The sequence below is a fragment of the Jiangella alba genome (assembly GCF_900106035.1).
In the GTDB taxonomy this organism is placed as follows: domain Bacteria; phylum Actinomycetota; class Actinomycetes; order Jiangellales; family Jiangellaceae; genus Jiangella; species Jiangella alba.
The window spans coordinates 3,553,547-3,570,261 of record NZ_FNUC01000004.1 but is presented as its reverse complement, the minus strand read 5'-3'; the positions used below and the strand labels follow the sequence as shown (position 1 = coordinate 3,570,261).

Here is a 16,715-nt window from a genome sequence, read left to right as displayed (position 1 = left end):
CCCATGGAGGAGGATCCGTGCTCCGACTACGCAGCTACCTCTCCGTCACCGTGGCATCGGTCGTCGCGGTCGCCGCTCCCCTGGCGGCGGCCGGCCCCGACGACCCGGCCGGGCCCGCCCGGCCCGGCGACTTCACCATCGACGTCCTGTCGGGCCGGCCCGACACCGTGACCGGCGGCGACGCTCTCGTGCGCGTCGAGGTGCCCGCCGGTGTCCCCCTGCACCTGGTCAGGGTGCACGCCGGCGGTGCGGACGTCACCGAGGCGTTCACCGCCGACCCCGCCGCCCGGAGCCTGACCGGCGTGGTGGACGGCCTCCCGCTGGGCGACAGCACGATCCGTGCCGACGGGCCCGGCCACAGCCGGTCGGCCTCGCTCACCGTCACCAACCATCCGCGCGTCGGGCCGGTCTTCTCCGGCCCGCACGAGCAGCCGTTCGTCTGCGAGACGCAGTCGTTCACCGTCCCCGTGGCGGGCGGCACCCTGGGCGCGCCGGTGGACGACGACTGCTCGATCGACGACCGGGTCGACTACTTCTACCGGACCACGGCCGGCGGCTACGCCCGCTGGCCTGACGGCGCCACCGCCTACCCGGCCAACCTCGCGACGACCACGATCTCGACCGGCGCGGAGGTGCCGTTCATCGTCAGGATGGAGACCGGGACGGTCAACCGGGCGATCTTCCAGACCACGATCCTGCACGATCCGCTCGCCGAGGCCGTGCCCTCGGCCGGGTCGCGTCCAGCCGGGTGGAACGGCGGCGCGATCTTCACCCTGGGCGGCGGCTGCGTCAACGGCTGGTACCGCCAGGGCGCCTCGACCGGGGGCGTCACCAACGCCTTCTTCCTCGGCGAGGGCTTCGCGGTCATGTCGTCGTCGCTGAACGTGTTCGGGAACAACTGCGCCGAGGTGCTGGCGGCGGAGTCGGCGATGATGGTCCGCGAGGTGTTCACCGAGCGCTACGGGCAGCCCGACCACGTCATCGGGTTCGGCAGCAGCGGCGGCTCCTACCAGGCACACCAGATCAGCGACTCGTATCCCGGCATCTTCGACGGGATCGTGGTCGGGGCCAGCTTCCCCGAGCTGACGTTCGCCACCGTGCAGTTCATCACCGACGCGCGGCTGCTGCACCACTACTTCGGCACCACGCCGACCGGCTGGACCGAGGAGCAGCGGCGCGCGGTCACCGGGTTCCTGACCTACGCGACAGCGTCGAACGTGTTCAACAGCGCCCGGCGCATCGACCCGCGGGCGTACTGCGGCGTCCTCCCCGTCGCCCAGCGCTACGACCCACTCACCCATCCCACCGGCGCGCGGTGCGACGTCTACGATCACGCGATCAACGTGTACGGCGCCGACCCGGACACCGGGTTCGCCCGCCGGCCGCTCGACAACGTGGGCATCCAGTACGGTCTCGGCGCGCTCGAGGACGGCGTCATCACCGTCGACCAGTTCCTGGATCTGAACGAGAACATCGGCGGCTACGACGCCGACGCGGACTTCGTGCCGGAACGCACGGCCGCCGACACCGACGCCGTCCGGACCGCCTACCGGACCGGCCGGCTCACCAGCGGCGGTGGCGGCCTGGCGGACATCCCGATCATCGACTACCGCGCGTACCTCGACGACGGCCCCAACGGCGACATCCATGTCCGCTACCACACGCTGTCGATGCGGGAGCGGCTGCGCAGCGCCAACGGCACCACCGCCAACCACGTCAGCTTGCTCGAAGACGCCCGCTACGGCGGCTTCAGCACCGCCAGCCCGCTGCTGCGGCACGCGGTCACCCAGCTGGACCGCTGGCTGCGCGCCATCGCCGCCGACGACTCCGGCGCGGCGGCGATCGACAAGGTCGTCGCGAACCGCCCGGCCGAGCTGGTCGAGGGCTGCAACACCCGCGACGCGACGCCGGAGTTCCTCGCCCAGCCGCTCGACCGCGACCCGGCCAGCGCGTGCGAGCAGCTCTATCCCTCGGCGTCGTTCCCGCGCGAGGTCGCCGGCGAGGGCATCGCCGGCGACGTCGTCAAGTGCGAGGTCGAGGCGCCGAACCGCGGCGACTACGCCGTCACGTTCACCGACGAGCAGTGGCGCCGGCTGACGGCCGTCTTCGCCGACGGCGCGTGCGACTACTCGAAGCCGGGGGTGGAGCAGCAGGACCCGGTCGGAACCTGGCTGCGCTTCTGACGACGCAGCTGCCCGGTCCGCCGCCGAGCCGCCCGGTCCGATCAGGCCGGCGCGGCGGCGGACCGGAAGGTCCGGACCCGGGTGAAGTAGTCGTCCAGCCGCACCAGCTCGAACCGGTCGATGACGTCGTCGATGCTCAGCCCGTCGCGCTCCGAGCTGATCATGACGGCGCCGATCGAGCCGGGGTCGTGGATGCGCACGTCGCGCCCGTACTCACGGCGGATCGCGTTGAACTTGACCCCGTTGAAGTCGATGTGGATGAGCGCGGAGTCGAGGTTGATCTCGGCGAGCGTCTCGTGCCGGTAGTTGGTGCTGGTGGAGACCACCTCGCCGAACGGGTTCAGGACCGCGCTCTTCGACGGCGGGTAGATCGCCCCGACGAAGTGCGCCCGGGCGGTGTAGGCCCAGTGGCTCTGCAGGTACCCGCCGTGGAAGGCGGAGCTGAACACCACCAGGTCCGGGTGCAGCCGCGCGACGTCGGCCAGCAGCTCCTCGAAGTTGAGGTCGAAGCAGATGGCTCCGGCGACGCTGCCGAAGTCCAGCTGGACGGTCCGCGCGCCGGCGCCGGGCGTCACGCCCATCACCGACCGCTCGCCGTCGGTGATGAAGCACTTGTCGTACACGCCCACGACGGCGCCGTCGCGGCCGAGGAACTGGGTCGAGTTGAACCGTCCCGCCGGGGTGTCCCGGGACGCCGAGTAGGCGATGTTGATGCCGAACTCGGCCGCCTTCTCGGCGAAGAAGTCGCGGATCCGGTCGCCGCGGATGGCGTAGTACTCCTCGAGCAGCTCGCGCGGGTAGGTCGCGACGTACGGCCGGTCGCAGTACTCCGGCAGCACCAGCAGGTCCGGACGCTGGTGGACGACGGTCTCCAGCCGCTCGCCCCACAGCGCGATCATCCGGTCGACGACGTCGGCCGGCTTCACCTGCTCGTCCCACGGCTGTGCGAACGCCGACACCGCGGCGACCGTCACCCTGTTGACCATCAGTCGTCACCTCTCAGCTGGTTGATCACTTCAAACCGCTCATCATCACGCCGCGGACGAAGAACCGTTGCAGCAGCAGGAACACGAGCAGCGTCGGCACGAACGTGACGGCGGCGGCCGCCATCACGGTGGCGAGCGGGACGTTCTGTTCCTGGATGCTGTTCAGCCCGACCGTCAGCACGTAGTTCTCCGGGCTGCGCATGGACACCAGCGGCCAGAGGAAGTCGTTCCAGTGCCAGAGGAAGACGAAGGTCCCGAGGGTCGCCATGATGGGCTTGGTCTGCGGCAGGATGATCGACCAGTAGATGCGCAGCTCGCCGGCGCCGTCGATGCGCGCGGCGTCGATGAGCTCGTCCGGGATCTCCTGGATGAACTGGCGCATCAGGAACATCGCCTGCGCGTTGGCGAGGGTCGGGACGATCAGTCCCCACATGGTGTCGAGGCCGTTCAGCTCGGAGATCGTGATGAACAGCGGGATCAGCGTCAGGTGCCCCGGGATCATCATCGTCGCGATGAAGACCCAGAAGATCACCTCGCGGCCGAAGAAGCGCTTCTTGGCGAACGCGTAGCCGGCCATCGACGCCAGCAGCAGCACCAGCACGACGGACACGATGGAGTAAACGGCCGAGTTCCAGGCCCACCCCGCCGTCCGGTCGCTGCCGAGCGCCTCGCCGAACGCGTCGAACGAGATGCTCGACGGCAGCAGCGATCCGGGCAGGTCGATGGGCTTGCCGGGCTGCAGCGCCAGCACCACCATGGCGTAGAACGGGAACGCCGTCGCGAACGCCAGGACGATCAGCGGCACGTGCATCCAGGCCGGACGCCGCCGGCGGCCACGGCGCCCGGACCGGCCCGCACGCGCGGCGGGCGGGGCCTGCGCCGGCGACCGCTCCAGCGTCTCGTCGAGATTCACGGGCGCACTCATGTCGTGCCTCCTCGCATCAGCCGCCGCTGGACCAGCGACACCGCCAGGGTGATGACCAGGAGCACGACGCCGGCGGCGCTCGCATACCCGAACTCGAAGTAGCCGAAGCCCTGGTCGTAGATCATGAACGTCAGCGAGTAGCTGGAGCGCACCGGACCGCCGCCGGTCATCACGTAGATCGTGTCGAAGACCTGGAAGGACCGGATGATCTCGAGGACGATGACGAAGAAGAGGGCCGGCTTCAGCAACGGCAGCGTGATGTGCCGGAACCGGTCCCACGCGTTGGCGCCGTCGACCTCGGCCGCCTCGTAGTACTCGCTCGGGATGGCCAGCATGCCGGCCAGCAGGATGAGCATGTCGTAGCCGAAGTGCGTCCACGCGCTGACGGCTGCCAGCGAGACGAGCACGACGATGTCGTGGTTCAGCCAGGGAACCGCGGGCAGGCCGACCGAGGTGAGCAGCCAGTTGAGCGGACCCTCCTCACCGAGGATCCACACCCACACGATGCCCGACATCACGCTGCTGGTGACGACCGGCAGGAAGAACACGGCACGGTAGGCGCTCATCCCGCGCAACGTCCGGTTGCAGAGCACGGCCATGCCGATGGAGATCGCCACGGTCAGCGGGATCGCGATGACGGTGTACAGCACCGTCACCTTGAGCGCGTTCCAGAAGATCGGGTCGTCGAACAGCCTGGCGAAGTTGTCCAGGCCGACGAAGGTGATGTCGCCGGCGAGACCGTACTCCGCGAGGCTGAGGAATGTTCCGAAGATCGCCGGCCCGATCCTGAACGCCAGGAAGAGCACGACGTAGGGGGCGATGAAGGCGTACGCGATGATCGCGCCCCTGGCCTTCCACCAGCGTTGTGGACTCGTACCGGACCGGGTGCGCCGCAGGTCTGCGACGGTCATGGCGGCCCTCCTCTCAAAGGACGCTCCCCGGCGCGCCCCAGGGGCGGGACGCGCCGGGCGGCTGGCTGCGCGAGCGTCCTCAGCCGCGCCGTGCCAGCAGGTCGTTGACTTCGGTCTCCGCCGCCGCGAGGGCGTCGGCCGGGCTCACCCGGCCCAGGAGCGCCGCCTGGACGTGGGGGCTGATGAGGTCCGTGATCGCCAGCTCCTCGGGGTGGCCGATGCCGGCCCGCACCAGGTGCAGGTACTGCTGGCCGTCGGCGAACTTCGGGTCGTCGTCGAACAGTCCGGTGATGCTGTCGCGCGCCGGGAAGTAGCCGGTCGCCTGCACGAAGGAGCCCATCTGCTCCGCCGACGTCATGAACTCCACCCACGCCCGCGCGGCCGGCTTCACCTCGCTGGACGACATGATCGACAGGCCTCCGACCGAACCGGCGGCCACCTGCTCGACGTCCTTGAGCGGCGGGACGACCTCGATGGTCTCGTCCAGTCCGACGCCGCGCAGCGACGTGAGGCTCGTGGACGGCAGGTAGGCGGTCTCGCCCTTGCCCGACGGGGTCTGCTCGAACGGGTCCAGCACCGTGAGGCTGCGCGCGGAGATCCACTCGTTGGAGGCGAACTCGGCGAGGAACTCCAGCGCCTTGACGCCCTCCGGGCTGTTGAACGCCGCCTCGGTGCCGTCCTCGTTCAGGACCTCGCCGCCGGCCTGCCAGAGGTACGGGTAGAAGGTCTGGGTGAGTGTCACGCCGAGGGCGCCCTCGTAGTGCGTCGGGTAGAACCCCGCGTCCTTGACCGCGGGCGCGATCTCCTTCAGCTGGTCCCAGGTCTCCGGGCAGGTGTCGACGCCGGCGGCGTCCAGGACCGCCGTGTTGCAGACCGACTGGAAGATCTGCATGAGCAGCGGCACGGAGTAGACCTCGTCGTCCCAGGTCATGGAGTCGACCGCCGCGTCGTTGAACTCGTCGTCGACGAGGTCGCCGACGGGTTCGAGGAGGTTGTCGCCGCCGAAGCGCGGGATGTAGTTGGGGTTCAGGTAGACGACGTCCGGCGCCTGGTTCCCCGCGATGGCCGTGACCAGCGTTTCCTCCCGCTTCTGGAAGGGCTGGACGACGACCTCGATCTCGACGTTCGGATACTGCTCGTTGAACTCGGCGATGATCGGGTCCCAGAAGCCGTCCTCACCGCTCACGCCGATGGGATACGTCCAGAACAGGACGTTGCCCTCCACCGCGGTGGGGTCGTCCGACGCCGCCTCGTTCGCGTCGTCGCCGCCGCAGCCGGCCAGGAACAGCGTCAGACCGGCGACCACTGCCGCATACCGTGTGACCTTCTTCTTTCCCATGATGTCCCTTTCCGGGCCTGGGTTCTGTGTCCGCTTGCACGCCCTCGAAGGGCCGCTGCGGCCGGCCTAGCCTGGCGCCACTGCAAGCGGTTGCAATAACCTAGCCGGGCCGTTGCGACCCGTCAAGCATTCGTATCTGCCGAGACCGGTCTGTGACGTCAGGCGAGGCGGTCGTAGGCGTCGGCGGTCACTTCGTGCCGCAGCGGCGCACCGGCGGCGAAGCGGCCGAGCTCGTCGACGACGATGTCGCCCTGCTGGTGACGGGCCTCGACGGTGCCGCCGGCGACGTGCGGGGTGACGATGACGTTCGGCAGGCCGAGGAATCCGCTGTCCGGCGTCAGCGGCTCCTCGTCGAAGACGTCCAGGCCGGCGAGGAGGCGGCCGGACGCGACCTCGCGCAGCAGCGCGTCCTGATCGACGCTCCAGGAGCGCGCGGTGTTGACGACGATCGCGCCGTCCGGCAGCGCCGCCAGCTGGCGGGCGCCGACCAGGTGCCGGGTCTCGTCCGTCGACGGCGCGTGGACGCTGACGACGTCGCACGTCGCGAACAGCTCGTCCAGGCCCACCAGCTCGACGCCGCCGGCGGAGGCGGGGTCGGCGTAGGGGTCGTACGCGGCGACCGCCGACACCCCGAGGCCGCGCGCCATCGACGCGAAGTGCCGGCCGACGCGGCTCAGCCCCACGATGCCGACCCGGCGGGCCGAGAACGACCGGCCGAGCTCCGGTACGCGCGCGGCCGCCCAGTCGCGCGACGTCCACAGCTCCCGGTCGTGCCGGTGCAGGTTGCGCAGCAGCGCGAGGACCAGCGTGACGGCCAGCTCGGCGACCGCCGGGGCCATCGCGGCGGCGCCGCCCTGGGTCAGCCGGAGCCCGTCCTCGAGCGTGGCGCGCGGGAACAGCCCGCGGACGGAACCGGCGGTGTGCGCCGCCAGGCGCAGGCGCGGACCGCGCACCACCTCCGGCCGGAACGGCGCGGTGCTCCAGGACGTGAGCACGACGTCGTAGCCGCTCGCGACGTCGTCCGGCAGCGCCACCCGGCCCTCGCCGGTGGCCAGTTCGATCCGCGCGAGCGAGTGGAGCCGCTGCTGCGCCTCGGGCGTGTACAGCCGGTCGAACTCGTCCGGGCGGATGGCGACGTAGACCTTCAGGTCGGTCATGGGTGTGCGTTCCTCTCCAGCTGGGCGGCCAGCCAGGCGTAGCAGGCGGCCAGCACGTGGTCGGGCGGCGGATGCCCGTTGTCGTGGTAGAGCGTCCGCACGCCGGGAGCGCCCTCGCGCGCCCGGGCGACGAGCTCCTCGTTGTGCCGGCCGTCGGAGTCGCCGCCGCCGGCCAGCAGGAACGGCCGCCGCCCCATCAGCCGCAGCAGCTGGTCCTGGTCCCGTCCGGCGGGGACGTGCGAACCGAGGTACCAGGGATCGGACCAGTTGGAATGGGCGAAGCCCAGACCGGCCTCGTGGGCGACCGCCGCCCGGACGCGCACGTCGAGGGCGGCCAGGTGCAGGACGAGCTTGGCGCCGAGCGAGTGCCCGAAGGCGCCGATGCGGGCAGCCTCGATCCACGGCACCGACGCCAGCGCGTCGACGGCCAGCAGCAGGTCGGCGACGCTGCGGCCCAGACCCGTCATCGGCAGCGACGCGTGGTGACGGGCCGCGGGCGGGCCGTAGCGCTCGTGCAGCGACGCCGTCGCGTCCGCCGGGCCGGCCACCTGCTCGAACCACCACGGGACCGCGAGCACCGCGAACCCGCGGTCCACCAGGTGACGGCCGTACGAGCACGACCGCAGCCGCGCGTCGGACCAGCCGCGGGTGCGCTCGGTGCGCTCGCCCAGCACCGTCGCGACCTCGTAGAACGGCACGACCACCACGGGCAGGCGGCCCGGCCGGTCGGGCGCCACGAGCGCCGCCTCCAGCACCGAGCCGTAGGAGCCGAGGCGGACGGTGTGGCGCCGCACGCCGCGACCGTCCGGCACGGCGTCGCCGACGGCGAACGTGCCGCCGGGATCGGGCACCGCGCCGAGCCAGGTCCGCCACCACGCGCGGAGCTCGGCCTCCTCCCCCACGCCGCCCGCCGTCGTCACTCGCGTCCCGTAGCCGGCCAGGGCAGCTGTGTGCCACCGGCCTCGGCGCTGGCCTGGGCGAGCAGCGCGACCCGGGTGGCGAGCAGGCTCGCGGCGGTCGAGATCTCCGGTTCGGCGCCGGCGGCCAGGGCATCGAAGAAGTAGGCGGCGGGCGGACGGCCGGCCGGGAGCGGCTCGGTCCAGGGCGCGCGGTCGTGCGTCGCCACCCGCAGCGTGCCGTAGCCCCAGTCCAGCTCGGCCGTCCCGCTGCTGCCGGTGAGCCGCATCCGATAGTGACCGTGCAGCTCGTCGGCCTCCGGCGAGAGCCAGCTCGCCTCGATCGTCGCCGCGACGGACCCCGCGCGCAGCAGCACCGCCACGTGGTCGTCGACGTCCGGGTGCACGTCCGGGCGGCTGTTGCCGGTCAGCGCGGCCACCGTGCCCGACGTCGCGCCGGACAGCGCGAGCACGAGGTCGACGTCGTGGACCGGCAGGTCGCCCGCGATGCCGCCGTAGCCGTCGCGGCGCACGAACCACGGCGGCCGGTCCGGCAGCCGCAACTGGTGCGGCGCGGTGCTCGCGACCAGCGCGAGCCCGCCGAGCACGCCGTCGTCCACCAGCCGGCGCGCGGCCAGCGTCACGGGGTGGAACCGCTTCTCGAACATCACCGAGACGTGCCGCCCGGCCCGCGCCGCCGCCGAAGCGACGGCGTCGAGCTGCTCCAGCGACGTGCACAGCGGCTTGTCGGCCAGGACGTGAGCACCCGCCTCCAGCGCGGCGACGGCGGCCGCGCCGCGCTGGGCGTAGACCCCGGCGACGACCGCGACGTCCACCTCGTGCCGGTGCAGCAGCGTCGCGATGTCGTCGTACACCGGCACGTCGCCCAGGCCGGCCAGGAAGGCCGCCCGCGACGCGGCGTCCGGCTCGGCCGCCGCCACCAGAGTGACGTCGTCGCGCCGCGCGGCCTCGTCCAGGGCGTAGCCGACGTGCCCATGTGCGGCACCGAGCACTGCCAGGCGGATCATGTGCCTCCCGTCGTCGATCGGATGTCAGAGGCCAGGGTAGGCGTCGGCACCTTGACGCTGCAACCGCTTGCACGGCACACTGCCGCCCAGACCGGGATCCGGTCACGACCTCCAGCGACCTCGGGAGCGGCATGCGCATCGACGTCCGCACGGACACCCCCGGCCACCTGAGTACTGGAGTGGTCGGCGCCGTCGACATCGGCGGCACCAAGATCGCCGCCGCGGCCGTCGACGCGGACGGGGCCGTGACCCGGCTCCGCACCGTCGGCACGCCCTCCGGCGCCGGACCGGAGGCCGTGCTCCAGGTGGTGCGGGACCTGGTCGGCGACCTGCGGGACGTGCGAGCGCTCGGCGTCGGCTGTGCCGGGGTCGTCGACCCCGCCACCGGCGACGCGATCTCGGCGACCGACACGATCGCCGACTGGGCCGGCACGCCGCTGCGCAGCGAGCTCTCCGGCCGCCTCGGCCTGTCGGTCACGGTCGTCAACGACGTCCACGCGCACGCCGTCGGCGAGTCGTGGCACGGCGCCGGCGCCTCGGCCGGCTCGATGCTGCTCGTCACCGCGGGCACCGGGATCGGCGGCGCCTGGACCGTGGCCGGCCACGTCGTCGTCGGCGCCGGTGGCGCGGCGGGCCACGTCGGCCACGTGCCGGTCGCGGCCGCGGCCGGCCGCCGCTGCGGCTGCGGCGCCGAGGGGCACGTCGAGGCCGTGGCGTCGGGCCCGGCGATGACCGCCGAGTACGCCCGGCGCAGCGGCACGCGCGTCTCGTCCCTGTCCGAGGTCGTCACGGCCGCCGAGGCCGGCGACGAGGCTGCGATCGACGTCCTGACCGGCGGCGGGGCCGCCCTCGGTAGCGCCGTCGGCGGCATCGTCAACGTGCTCGACCCCGACCTGGTCGTGATCGGCGGCGGAGTGGCGGCCGGTGGAGCCCATTGGTGGTCGGCGCTGCGTGCCGCCGCGACGGCGGAGCTCCTGCCCGCCACCCGGGGCGTCCGCATCGTCCCGTCCACGCTGGGCGGTCGCGCCGCCCTGATCGGCGCGGCCCGGCTCGCGTGGCGGGTCGCCGCATGACCGGCGCCGTTCTGGACCGGCTTCGCGGCGGCCTGATCGTGTCCTGCCAGGCCTACCCCGGCGAGCCCATGCGCGACCCCGCCACCATGGCGCGGATCGCGCACGCCGTGGCCACCGGCGGCGCCGCCGCGGTCCGCCTCCAGGGCCCCGACGACATCCGGGCGGCGGCACCCGGCCTCGGCGTTCCCGTCGTCGGCATCTGGAAGGACGGCGACGGCGACGTGGTGATCACCCCCACGCTGCGCCACGCGCTGGCCGTGGCCGAGGCGGGGGCCGGCATCGTCGCCGTCGACGGCACGCGCCGCCCCCGGCCGGACGGGCGGACCCTGGCCGCCACCGTGGCCGGGCTGCGCGAACGAGCCGACGTCACGATCATGGCCGACTGCGGGTCCATCGACGACGCCCTGGCCGCCCAGGACGCCGGTGTCGACGTCCTCGCGACCACACTGGCCGGCTACACGCCCGAGCGGGCCCGCGGCACCGGCCCCGACCTCGAGCTGCTCGACGCGATGGCCGGTCGCTGCACGCTGCCCGTCGTCGCCGAGGGACGCTTCCACACCCCCGCCCAGGCCCGGGAGGCGCTGGCGCGCGGCGCCTGGGCCGTCTGCGTCGGCACCGCCATCACGCATCCGGAGACGATCACCCGGCGGTTCCGCGCCGCGATGGTCCCGTGAGGCGCACGCGCGTGCCGGACCGGGCCGCCTCGTAGATGCCGCAGAGCAGGCGGACGGTGTCGACGGCGTCCTGGGCGTCGGCGCCGTAGCGCTCCCCCGACCCGATCGCCTCGACGATCGCCCGCCACATGCGAGCGTGCCCGGCGACGCCGATCGCCAGCGGGTCGGCGGCGCCACTGGCCACGTGGCCGTCCGACGAGGGCGCGGGCACCCCCGGCACGTCCCACCGCAGCACCTCGCCCTGCCCCAGCTCGACGACGCCGGCCGAGCCGTGCAGGGCCAGCGTGGCCGGCGCGCCGGGCGGCGTCGCCGTGGACGTGCTGACCAGCCCGAGCGCGCCCGAGGCGAACCGCAGCGTCGCCACCGTCGTGTCCTCGGCGTCCATGTCGCGGCCGAGGGTCGCGTACTGGGCCGTGACCTCCTCGACCGGTCCGCACAGCCAGCGCAGCAGGTCGACGTTGTGCACGCCCTGGTTCAGCAGCGAGCCGCCGCCACCGGCCATGGACGTCCGCCAGGGGGCCGCCGCGTAGTAGGCGTCGTCGCGGTACCAGTGCACGTGCGTGGTGCCCAGCCGCATCGCGCCCAGTCCGCCCGCGTCGGCGAGCGACTTCAGGGCGGCGTACTCGGGCTCGAAGCGGCGCTGCGCGACCATGGCCACCAGCCGTCCGCGCTCGCGCTGCAACACGGCCAGCCGGACGGCATCGGCCACGTCGGTGGTCAGCGGCTTCTCGACCACCACGTGCCGGCCCGCCTCGACCGCGGCGACCGCGAGCGGGGCGTGCCACTGCGTCGGCGCGCACACGGCGACGACGTCGACGCCCGGGTGGCGCAGCACCTCGTCGGGCGGCAGCCGGACGGCATCCGGCCACCCGGCCGCCGCGGCCGCGTCCGGCGCTCCGCCGCTGACCGCACGGACCTCGACGCCCTCGACGTCGCGCAGGGCTCGCGCGTGAGTGGCGCCGATGCTGCCCAGGCCGACGATGCCGACACCGAGTGTCGCTGCTGCCATCGGTCGCTCCTCTTCCGCGCGGACTGACGTGCTGGCCAGGGGCCGGATCGGGGCCACTCTACGGCCCGCGAGACTTGACCTGCAACCGCTTGCACGGCAAGCTGGCCGCACCCCCGCCCCGACACAGGGAGCCACCCGACCGTGAGACGTATCGGCTTCATCGGCACCGAGAACTCCCACACCGATCACTTCCTCCGCTTCCTCAACACCGAGCAGCGCCACCCCGGGTTCCGGGTCGTCGCGCTGGCCGGCGGCCGCACCGAGCGCAACGAGGCGCTGCGCGCCCAGGGCGGCGTCGAGCACGTCGTCGACGACCCCGCCGGCCTCGTCCCGCTCGTCGACGCCGCGATCGTCTCCACCCGCGACGGCGCCCGGCACCGCGACCAGGCCGAGCCGCTGCTCGCCGCCGGACTCCCCGTGCTGGTCGACAAGCCGTTCGCGACCACCGTCGACGACGCCGTGGCGATGCTCGACGCGGCGGAGAAGACGTCCGCAGTGCTGGTGTCCTGCTCGGCGCTGAGGTTCGTGCCGCAGATCGCCGATCTCGCCGACGACGCCGGCCGGGGCGCACTGCGGCAGCTGAGCATCGTCGGGCCCGGCGACCCGGACAGCGAGTACTCGGGCCTGTTCTTCTACGGCATCCACCACGTCGAGGCGGCCCTGGAGATCCTCGGCAACCCGGTCGTCGAGCCCGGCTCGGTGACGGCGAGCGTGACGCGCGACGGCGACACCACGGTCGCCCTGCTGCGGATCGCCGGCGTGGCGGTGGTCCTCACGTTCGTCGTCCCGGACGCCGGCCACCGGGTGCCGTTCCACGCCACCGCCACCGGCGTCGACGGCGTCGTCGCCCGCGAGCTGACCCTCGGCCGCGACTACAACGCGCCGGCGCTGACCCGCTTCGTCACGGCCGTCGAGACGGGCCGGGCGCCGGCCGGGCGCGAGCAGCTGCTGTCCCCCGTCGTCGTGCTGAGCGCCGTCGCCGACGCGCTCGCGGACCAGCGGGAGCGCCCATGACCTCGTCCGTCCTGCCGCGCGTCGGCGTCATCGGCGTCGGTGTCATCGGCCGCGCCCACGTCGAGCGGCTGCTGTCGCCCGCCTCGCCGGCCGAGCTCGCCGGTGTCGCCGACGCCGACCCGGACGCCGCCCGCGCCGTCGCCGCCGAGTACGGCGCCGAGGCCGCGCCGTCGGCCGAGCGGCTGCTGGCCCGCGACGACGTCGACGCCGTCGTCGTCTGCGTCCCCTCCGGCCTGCACGCCGACGTCGCCGTCGCCGCCCTCGACGCGGGCAAGCACGTCCTGCTGGAGAAGCCGCTCGAGGTGAGCGTCGACGCGGCCGACCGCATCATCGACGCCGAGAAGCGGTCCGGCCGGGTCCTCAGCGTCGTCAGCCAGCGCCGCTTCGCCGCCGAGAACCGGTTCCTGCACCGCACCATCGCCGCGGGCGGGCTGGGACGCGTCACCACCGCGAACGTCGAGATCGCGCTCTGGCGCACCCAGGAGTACTACGACTCCGGCGCGTGGCGCGGCACCTGGGCACTGGACGGCGGCGGAGCGCTGATGAACCAGGGCGTGCACCTGGTCGACCTCGTGCTCTGGCTGCTCGGCGACGTCGAGGAGGTCTACGCGCACAGCGGGCTGCTCGCCCACGAGCGCATCGAGGTCGAGGACGCCATCACGATCACCGCGCGGTTCCGCAGCGGCGCCCTGCTCACCTTCCTCGCCACCACGACGGCGTACGGCGACCTGCCGCTGCGGGTCGCGGTGACGGGCGACGGCGGCTCCGTCGTCACGCTCTCGGAGACGATCACGCACTTCGTGACGCGCGTCGGCCGCGAGGTCCCGGAGTTCGACCCGGTCGACCAGCAGCTGGCCCAGCTGTCCGACTTCGTCGCCGCGATCCAGCACGGCACCCCGCCCCTGGTGACGTCCGCCCAGGCCCGCGCGGCGGTCGCGTTCATCGAGGCCGCGTACGCGTCCGCGCGCACCGGCCGGCCGGTGCGGCCCCGATGAGCGCCACGACGGCGGACCCCCGCCTCGCCGCCCTCGTCGACGGCGACCGGCCACTGGTGTGGTCGTTCATCGGCGACAGCGTCACGGCCGCGAGCTGGCACACGTGGGACGCGCGCGGCTTCGCCGAGCTGGTCCACGAGCTGATCGGCCGCATCCGCGCCGGCTCGTCCGCCACCGTCGTCGTGCAGACGCCGAACGGCACGCTGCCCACGGCGCCGGAGCACGTGGTGGCGCATCTCGACGCCTACGCCGACGCCATCCGCACCGTCGCGAAGGAGGCGGAGGTGCCGCTGGTCGACCATCATGCGGAGTGGGCGGCCACCGACGCCGGCTCGACGTTCCACTGGCTCGGCCACGGCTGCCATCCCAACGCGTACGGTCATCGGGCCATGGCGCGCACACTGCTCCGGTCGTTCGGGATCTGGGATCCCGCGGCACGGACCGGCCGGCTGACGATCCCATGAGGCCCGTGCGCCCACCGGCCGAGCTGTTCGACCTCACCGGTTCGCGGGCCGCGGTGGTCGGCGGGACCGGCGTGCTCGGCGGCCGGTTCGCGGCCTGCCTGGCCGCGGCCGGCGCCGAGGTGACGGTGCTGGGCCGGTCCGCGGCACGCGGCGAGGCCGTCGCCGGCGGCATCCGCGACGCCGGGGGCAGGGCGACGTTCGTGGCGGTGGACGCGACCGACCGGACGTCGGTGCAGGACGCCGCGGCGCGCGTCGGCCGCCTCGACGTGCTCGTGGCCGCGCCGGGCGTCAACAGCACGACCCCGTTCGCCGAGATCGACGACGCCGAGTGGTCGCGGCTGCTCGACGTCAACCTCGGGTCGGTCTTCCGGCTCTGCCAGGCGTTCGCGCCGCTGATGGCGGGCCGGCCCGGCGGCGCCTCGATCATCACCATCTCGTCGGCGTCGTCCGGCCCGCCGCTGAGCCGCGTCCTCGGCTACGGGGTCGCGAAGGCCGGCGTCGGCAACCTCACCCAGTACCTGGCCCGCGAACTGGCGCCGGACGGCATCCGCGTCAACGCGATCGTGCCCGGGTTCTTCCCCGCCGAGCAGAACCGGGCCGTGCTGACGCGGGAGCGGATCGAGTCGATCGTCGGCCACACCCCGCTGGCCAGGCTCGGCGAGCCGGAGGAGCTCGACGGCGTGCTGCTCTGGCTGGCCTCCGGCCGCGCGTCGGGCTTCGTCACCGGCGCGCTCGTCCGGGTCGACGGCGGCTTCTCCGCGATGACGATCTGACCACACGAGGGAGACCCATGATCATCGAACAGGCCGAGGTCGTCGTCACCAGCCCGGACCGGAACTTCGTGACGTTGCGGTTGACGACCGAGGACGGGTTGGTCGGGCTGGGCGACGCGACGCTGAACGGGCGCGAGCTGGCCGTCGTCGCGTACCTGCGCGAGCACGTGGTGCCGCTGCTGATCGGCCGCGACGCGCACCGCATCGAGGACACCTGGCAGTTCCTCTACCGCAGCGCCTACTGGCGCCGCGGCCCCGTCACCATGGCCGCCATCGCCGCCGTCGACGTCGCCCTCTGGGACCTCAAGGCCCAGGCCGCCGGCATGCCGCTCTACCAACTCCTCGGCGGCGCGTCGCGCACCGGGCTGCTCGCCTACGGCCACGCGTCGGGCCGCGACCTGCCCGAACTGTTCGACAGCATCCGCGACCACCTCGACCAGGGCTACCAGGCCATCCGCGTCCAGACCGGCGTCCCCGGCCTCACAGCGATCTACGGCATCGCCTCGAACAGCACCGGCGTGCGCTACGACCACGAACCCGCCCAACGCGGCGCCCGCCCGGCCGAGGAGGACTGGGACACCCGCGCCTACCTGCGCCACCTCCCCGCCGTGTTCGACGCGGTGCGCAACGAGTTCGGGCCCGAACTGCCGCTACTGCACGACGCGCACCACCGCCTCACCCCCATCCAGGCCGCTCGGCTGGGGAAGGCGCTGGAACCGTACGACCTGTTCTGGCTCGAAGACGCCACCCCCGCCGAGAACCAGCAGGCGCTGCGCCTGGTGCGTCAGCACACCACCACACCACTGGCCATCGGGGAGATCTTCAACACCATCTGGGACTACCAGGAACTCATCCGCGAACAGCTCATCGACTACGTCCGCTCCGCCGTCACCCACACCGGCGGCATCACCCACCTGCGGAAGATCCTCGACTTCGCCGCGCAGTACCAGATCAAGTCCGGCATCCACGGACCCACCGACATCTCCCCCGTCGGCATGGCCGCCGCCCTGCACCTCGGCCTGGCCATCCACAACTTCGGCATCCAGGAATACATGAAACACGGCACCCGCACCAACCAGGTCTTCCACCAGACCTTCACCTTCACCGACGGCCACCTGCACCCCGGCGACCACCCCGGACTCGGCGTCACCCTCAACACCGACCACGCCGGCACCTACCCCTACGAACAGGCCTACCTGCCCTACAACCGCCTCACCGACGGCACCATCCACGACTGGTGAGCACAAGCCGGTGGGACGGACGCCGGCGTCCCTCCCACCGGCGACCC

At 73.0% G+C, this 16,715-nt stretch carries 16 protein-coding genes; 8 read left to right on the top strand and 8 right to left on the bottom strand.

All coding sequences use genetic code 11. The annotated features are described in order from the left end of the window. Positions 1-17: 17 nt before the first annotated feature. On the top strand, positions 18-2,183 hold the full coding sequence (locus BLV02_RS34170; protein WP_069111398.1) for a DUF6351 family protein: 2,166 nt from the start codon (positions 18-20) through the stop codon (positions 2,181-2,183). Between the two features lie 41 nt (positions 2,184-2,224). Here the strand turns inward: BLV02_RS34170 and BLV02_RS34165 are convergent, their stop codons facing one another. The 7 genes from BLV02_RS34165 to BLV02_RS34135 all read right to left on the bottom strand — a co-directional run bounded on the left by BLV02_RS34165 (position 2,225) and on the right by BLV02_RS34135 (position 9,425). Further along, complete coding sequence (locus BLV02_RS34165) at positions 2,225-3,169, bottom strand: carbon-nitrogen hydrolase family protein (protein ID WP_069111399.1); 945 nt, start codon at positions 3,167-3,169, stop codon at positions 2,225-2,227. A gap of 25 nt (positions 3,170-3,194) precedes the next feature. Continuing rightward, entirely contained in the window at positions 3,195-4,094 is a 900-nt protein-coding gene (locus BLV02_RS34160) for a carbohydrate ABC transporter permease (RefSeq protein WP_074946906.1), read from the bottom strand. Then, positions 4,091-5,005 (bottom strand): carbohydrate ABC transporter permease, encoded by a 915-nt coding sequence (locus BLV02_RS34155; RefSeq protein ID WP_069111400.1) that lies wholly within the window; start codon positions 5,003-5,005, stop codon positions 4,091-4,093. Before BLV02_RS34155 ends, BLV02_RS34160 begins: the two co-directional genes overlap by 4 nt. Positions 5,006-5,084: 79 nt before the next feature. Next, positions 5,085-6,344, bottom strand: a complete 1,260-nt coding sequence (locus BLV02_RS34150) for an ABC transporter substrate-binding protein (RefSeq protein WP_083288621.1) — start codon at positions 6,342-6,344, stop codon at positions 5,085-5,087. Positions 6,345-6,502: 158 nt separating this feature from the next. Beyond that, positions 6,503-7,501, bottom strand: coding sequence for a hydroxyacid dehydrogenase (locus BLV02_RS36955; protein ID WP_069111402.1), 999 nt, complete (start codon positions 7,499-7,501; stop codon positions 6,503-6,505). After that, the gene (locus BLV02_RS36950) at positions 7,498-8,421 is read right to left on the bottom strand and encodes a dienelactone hydrolase family protein (RefSeq protein ID WP_171906738.1); all 924 of its coding nucleotides are present in this window, start codon (positions 8,419-8,421) and stop codon (positions 7,498-7,500) included. Before BLV02_RS36950 ends, BLV02_RS36955 begins: the two co-directional genes overlap by 4 nt. Further along, a complete protein-coding gene (locus BLV02_RS34135) occupies positions 8,418-9,425 on the bottom strand; it encodes a Gfo/Idh/MocA family protein (RefSeq protein WP_069111404.1) in 1,008 nt (335 codons plus the stop codon). The genes BLV02_RS36950 and BLV02_RS34135 overlap by 4 nt, the downstream gene beginning before the upstream one ends. A 131-nt stretch (positions 9,426-9,556) precedes the next feature. Here BLV02_RS34135 and BLV02_RS34130 point away from each other — a divergent pair, with 131 nt between their 5' ends. Both BLV02_RS34130 and BLV02_RS34125 read left to right on the top strand, forming a co-directional pair. Then, positions 9,557-10,498, top strand: a complete 942-nt coding sequence (locus BLV02_RS34130; protein WP_069111405.1) for an ROK family protein — start codon at positions 9,557-9,559, stop codon at positions 10,496-10,498. Then, positions 10,495-11,172, top strand: a complete 678-nt coding sequence (locus tag BLV02_RS34125) for an N-acetylmannosamine-6-phosphate 2-epimerase (RefSeq protein WP_069111573.1) — start codon at positions 10,495-10,497, stop codon at positions 11,170-11,172. The genes BLV02_RS34130 and BLV02_RS34125 overlap by 4 nt, the downstream gene beginning before the upstream one ends. Here the strand turns inward: BLV02_RS34125 and BLV02_RS34120 are convergent. Further along, complete coding sequence (locus BLV02_RS34120; protein WP_069111406.1) at positions 11,138-12,181, bottom strand: Gfo/Idh/MocA family protein; 1,044 nt, start codon at positions 12,179-12,181, stop codon at positions 11,138-11,140. The two genes, BLV02_RS34125 and BLV02_RS34120, sit on opposite strands and share 35 nt — an antisense overlap. A gap of 141 nt (positions 12,182-12,322) precedes the next feature. Between BLV02_RS34120 and BLV02_RS34115 the strand changes: the two genes are divergently transcribed. The 5 genes from BLV02_RS34115 to manD are packed head-to-tail and all read left to right on the top strand — an operon-like array spanning position 12,323 to position 16,668. Then, positions 12,323-13,195, top strand: coding sequence for a Gfo/Idh/MocA family protein (locus tag BLV02_RS34115; RefSeq protein WP_069111407.1), 873 nt, complete (start codon positions 12,323-12,325; stop codon positions 13,193-13,195). Beyond that, positions 13,192-14,190, top strand: a complete 999-nt coding sequence (locus tag BLV02_RS34110; protein WP_069111408.1) for a Gfo/Idh/MocA family protein — start codon at positions 13,192-13,194, stop codon at positions 14,188-14,190. The genes BLV02_RS34115 and BLV02_RS34110 overlap by 4 nt, the downstream gene beginning before the upstream one ends. Then, positions 14,187-14,654 (top strand): SGNH/GDSL hydrolase family protein, encoded by a 468-nt coding sequence (locus BLV02_RS34105; protein WP_069111409.1) that lies wholly within the window; start codon positions 14,187-14,189, stop codon positions 14,652-14,654. The genes BLV02_RS34110 and BLV02_RS34105 overlap by 4 nt, the downstream gene beginning before the upstream one ends. A gap of 5 nt (positions 14,655-14,659) precedes the next feature. Then, on the top strand, positions 14,660-15,427 hold the full coding sequence (locus tag BLV02_RS34100; protein ID WP_216094216.1) for an SDR family oxidoreductase: 768 nt from the start codon (positions 14,660-14,662) through the stop codon (positions 15,425-15,427). Between the two features lie 17 nt (positions 15,428-15,444). Continuing rightward, positions 15,445-16,668: a D-mannonate dehydratase ManD gene (gene manD / locus BLV02_RS34095; protein WP_069111411.1), complete on the top strand. Its 1,224-nt coding sequence runs from the start codon at positions 15,445-15,447 to the stop codon at positions 16,666-16,668. Positions 16,669-16,715 lie beyond the last annotated feature (47 nt).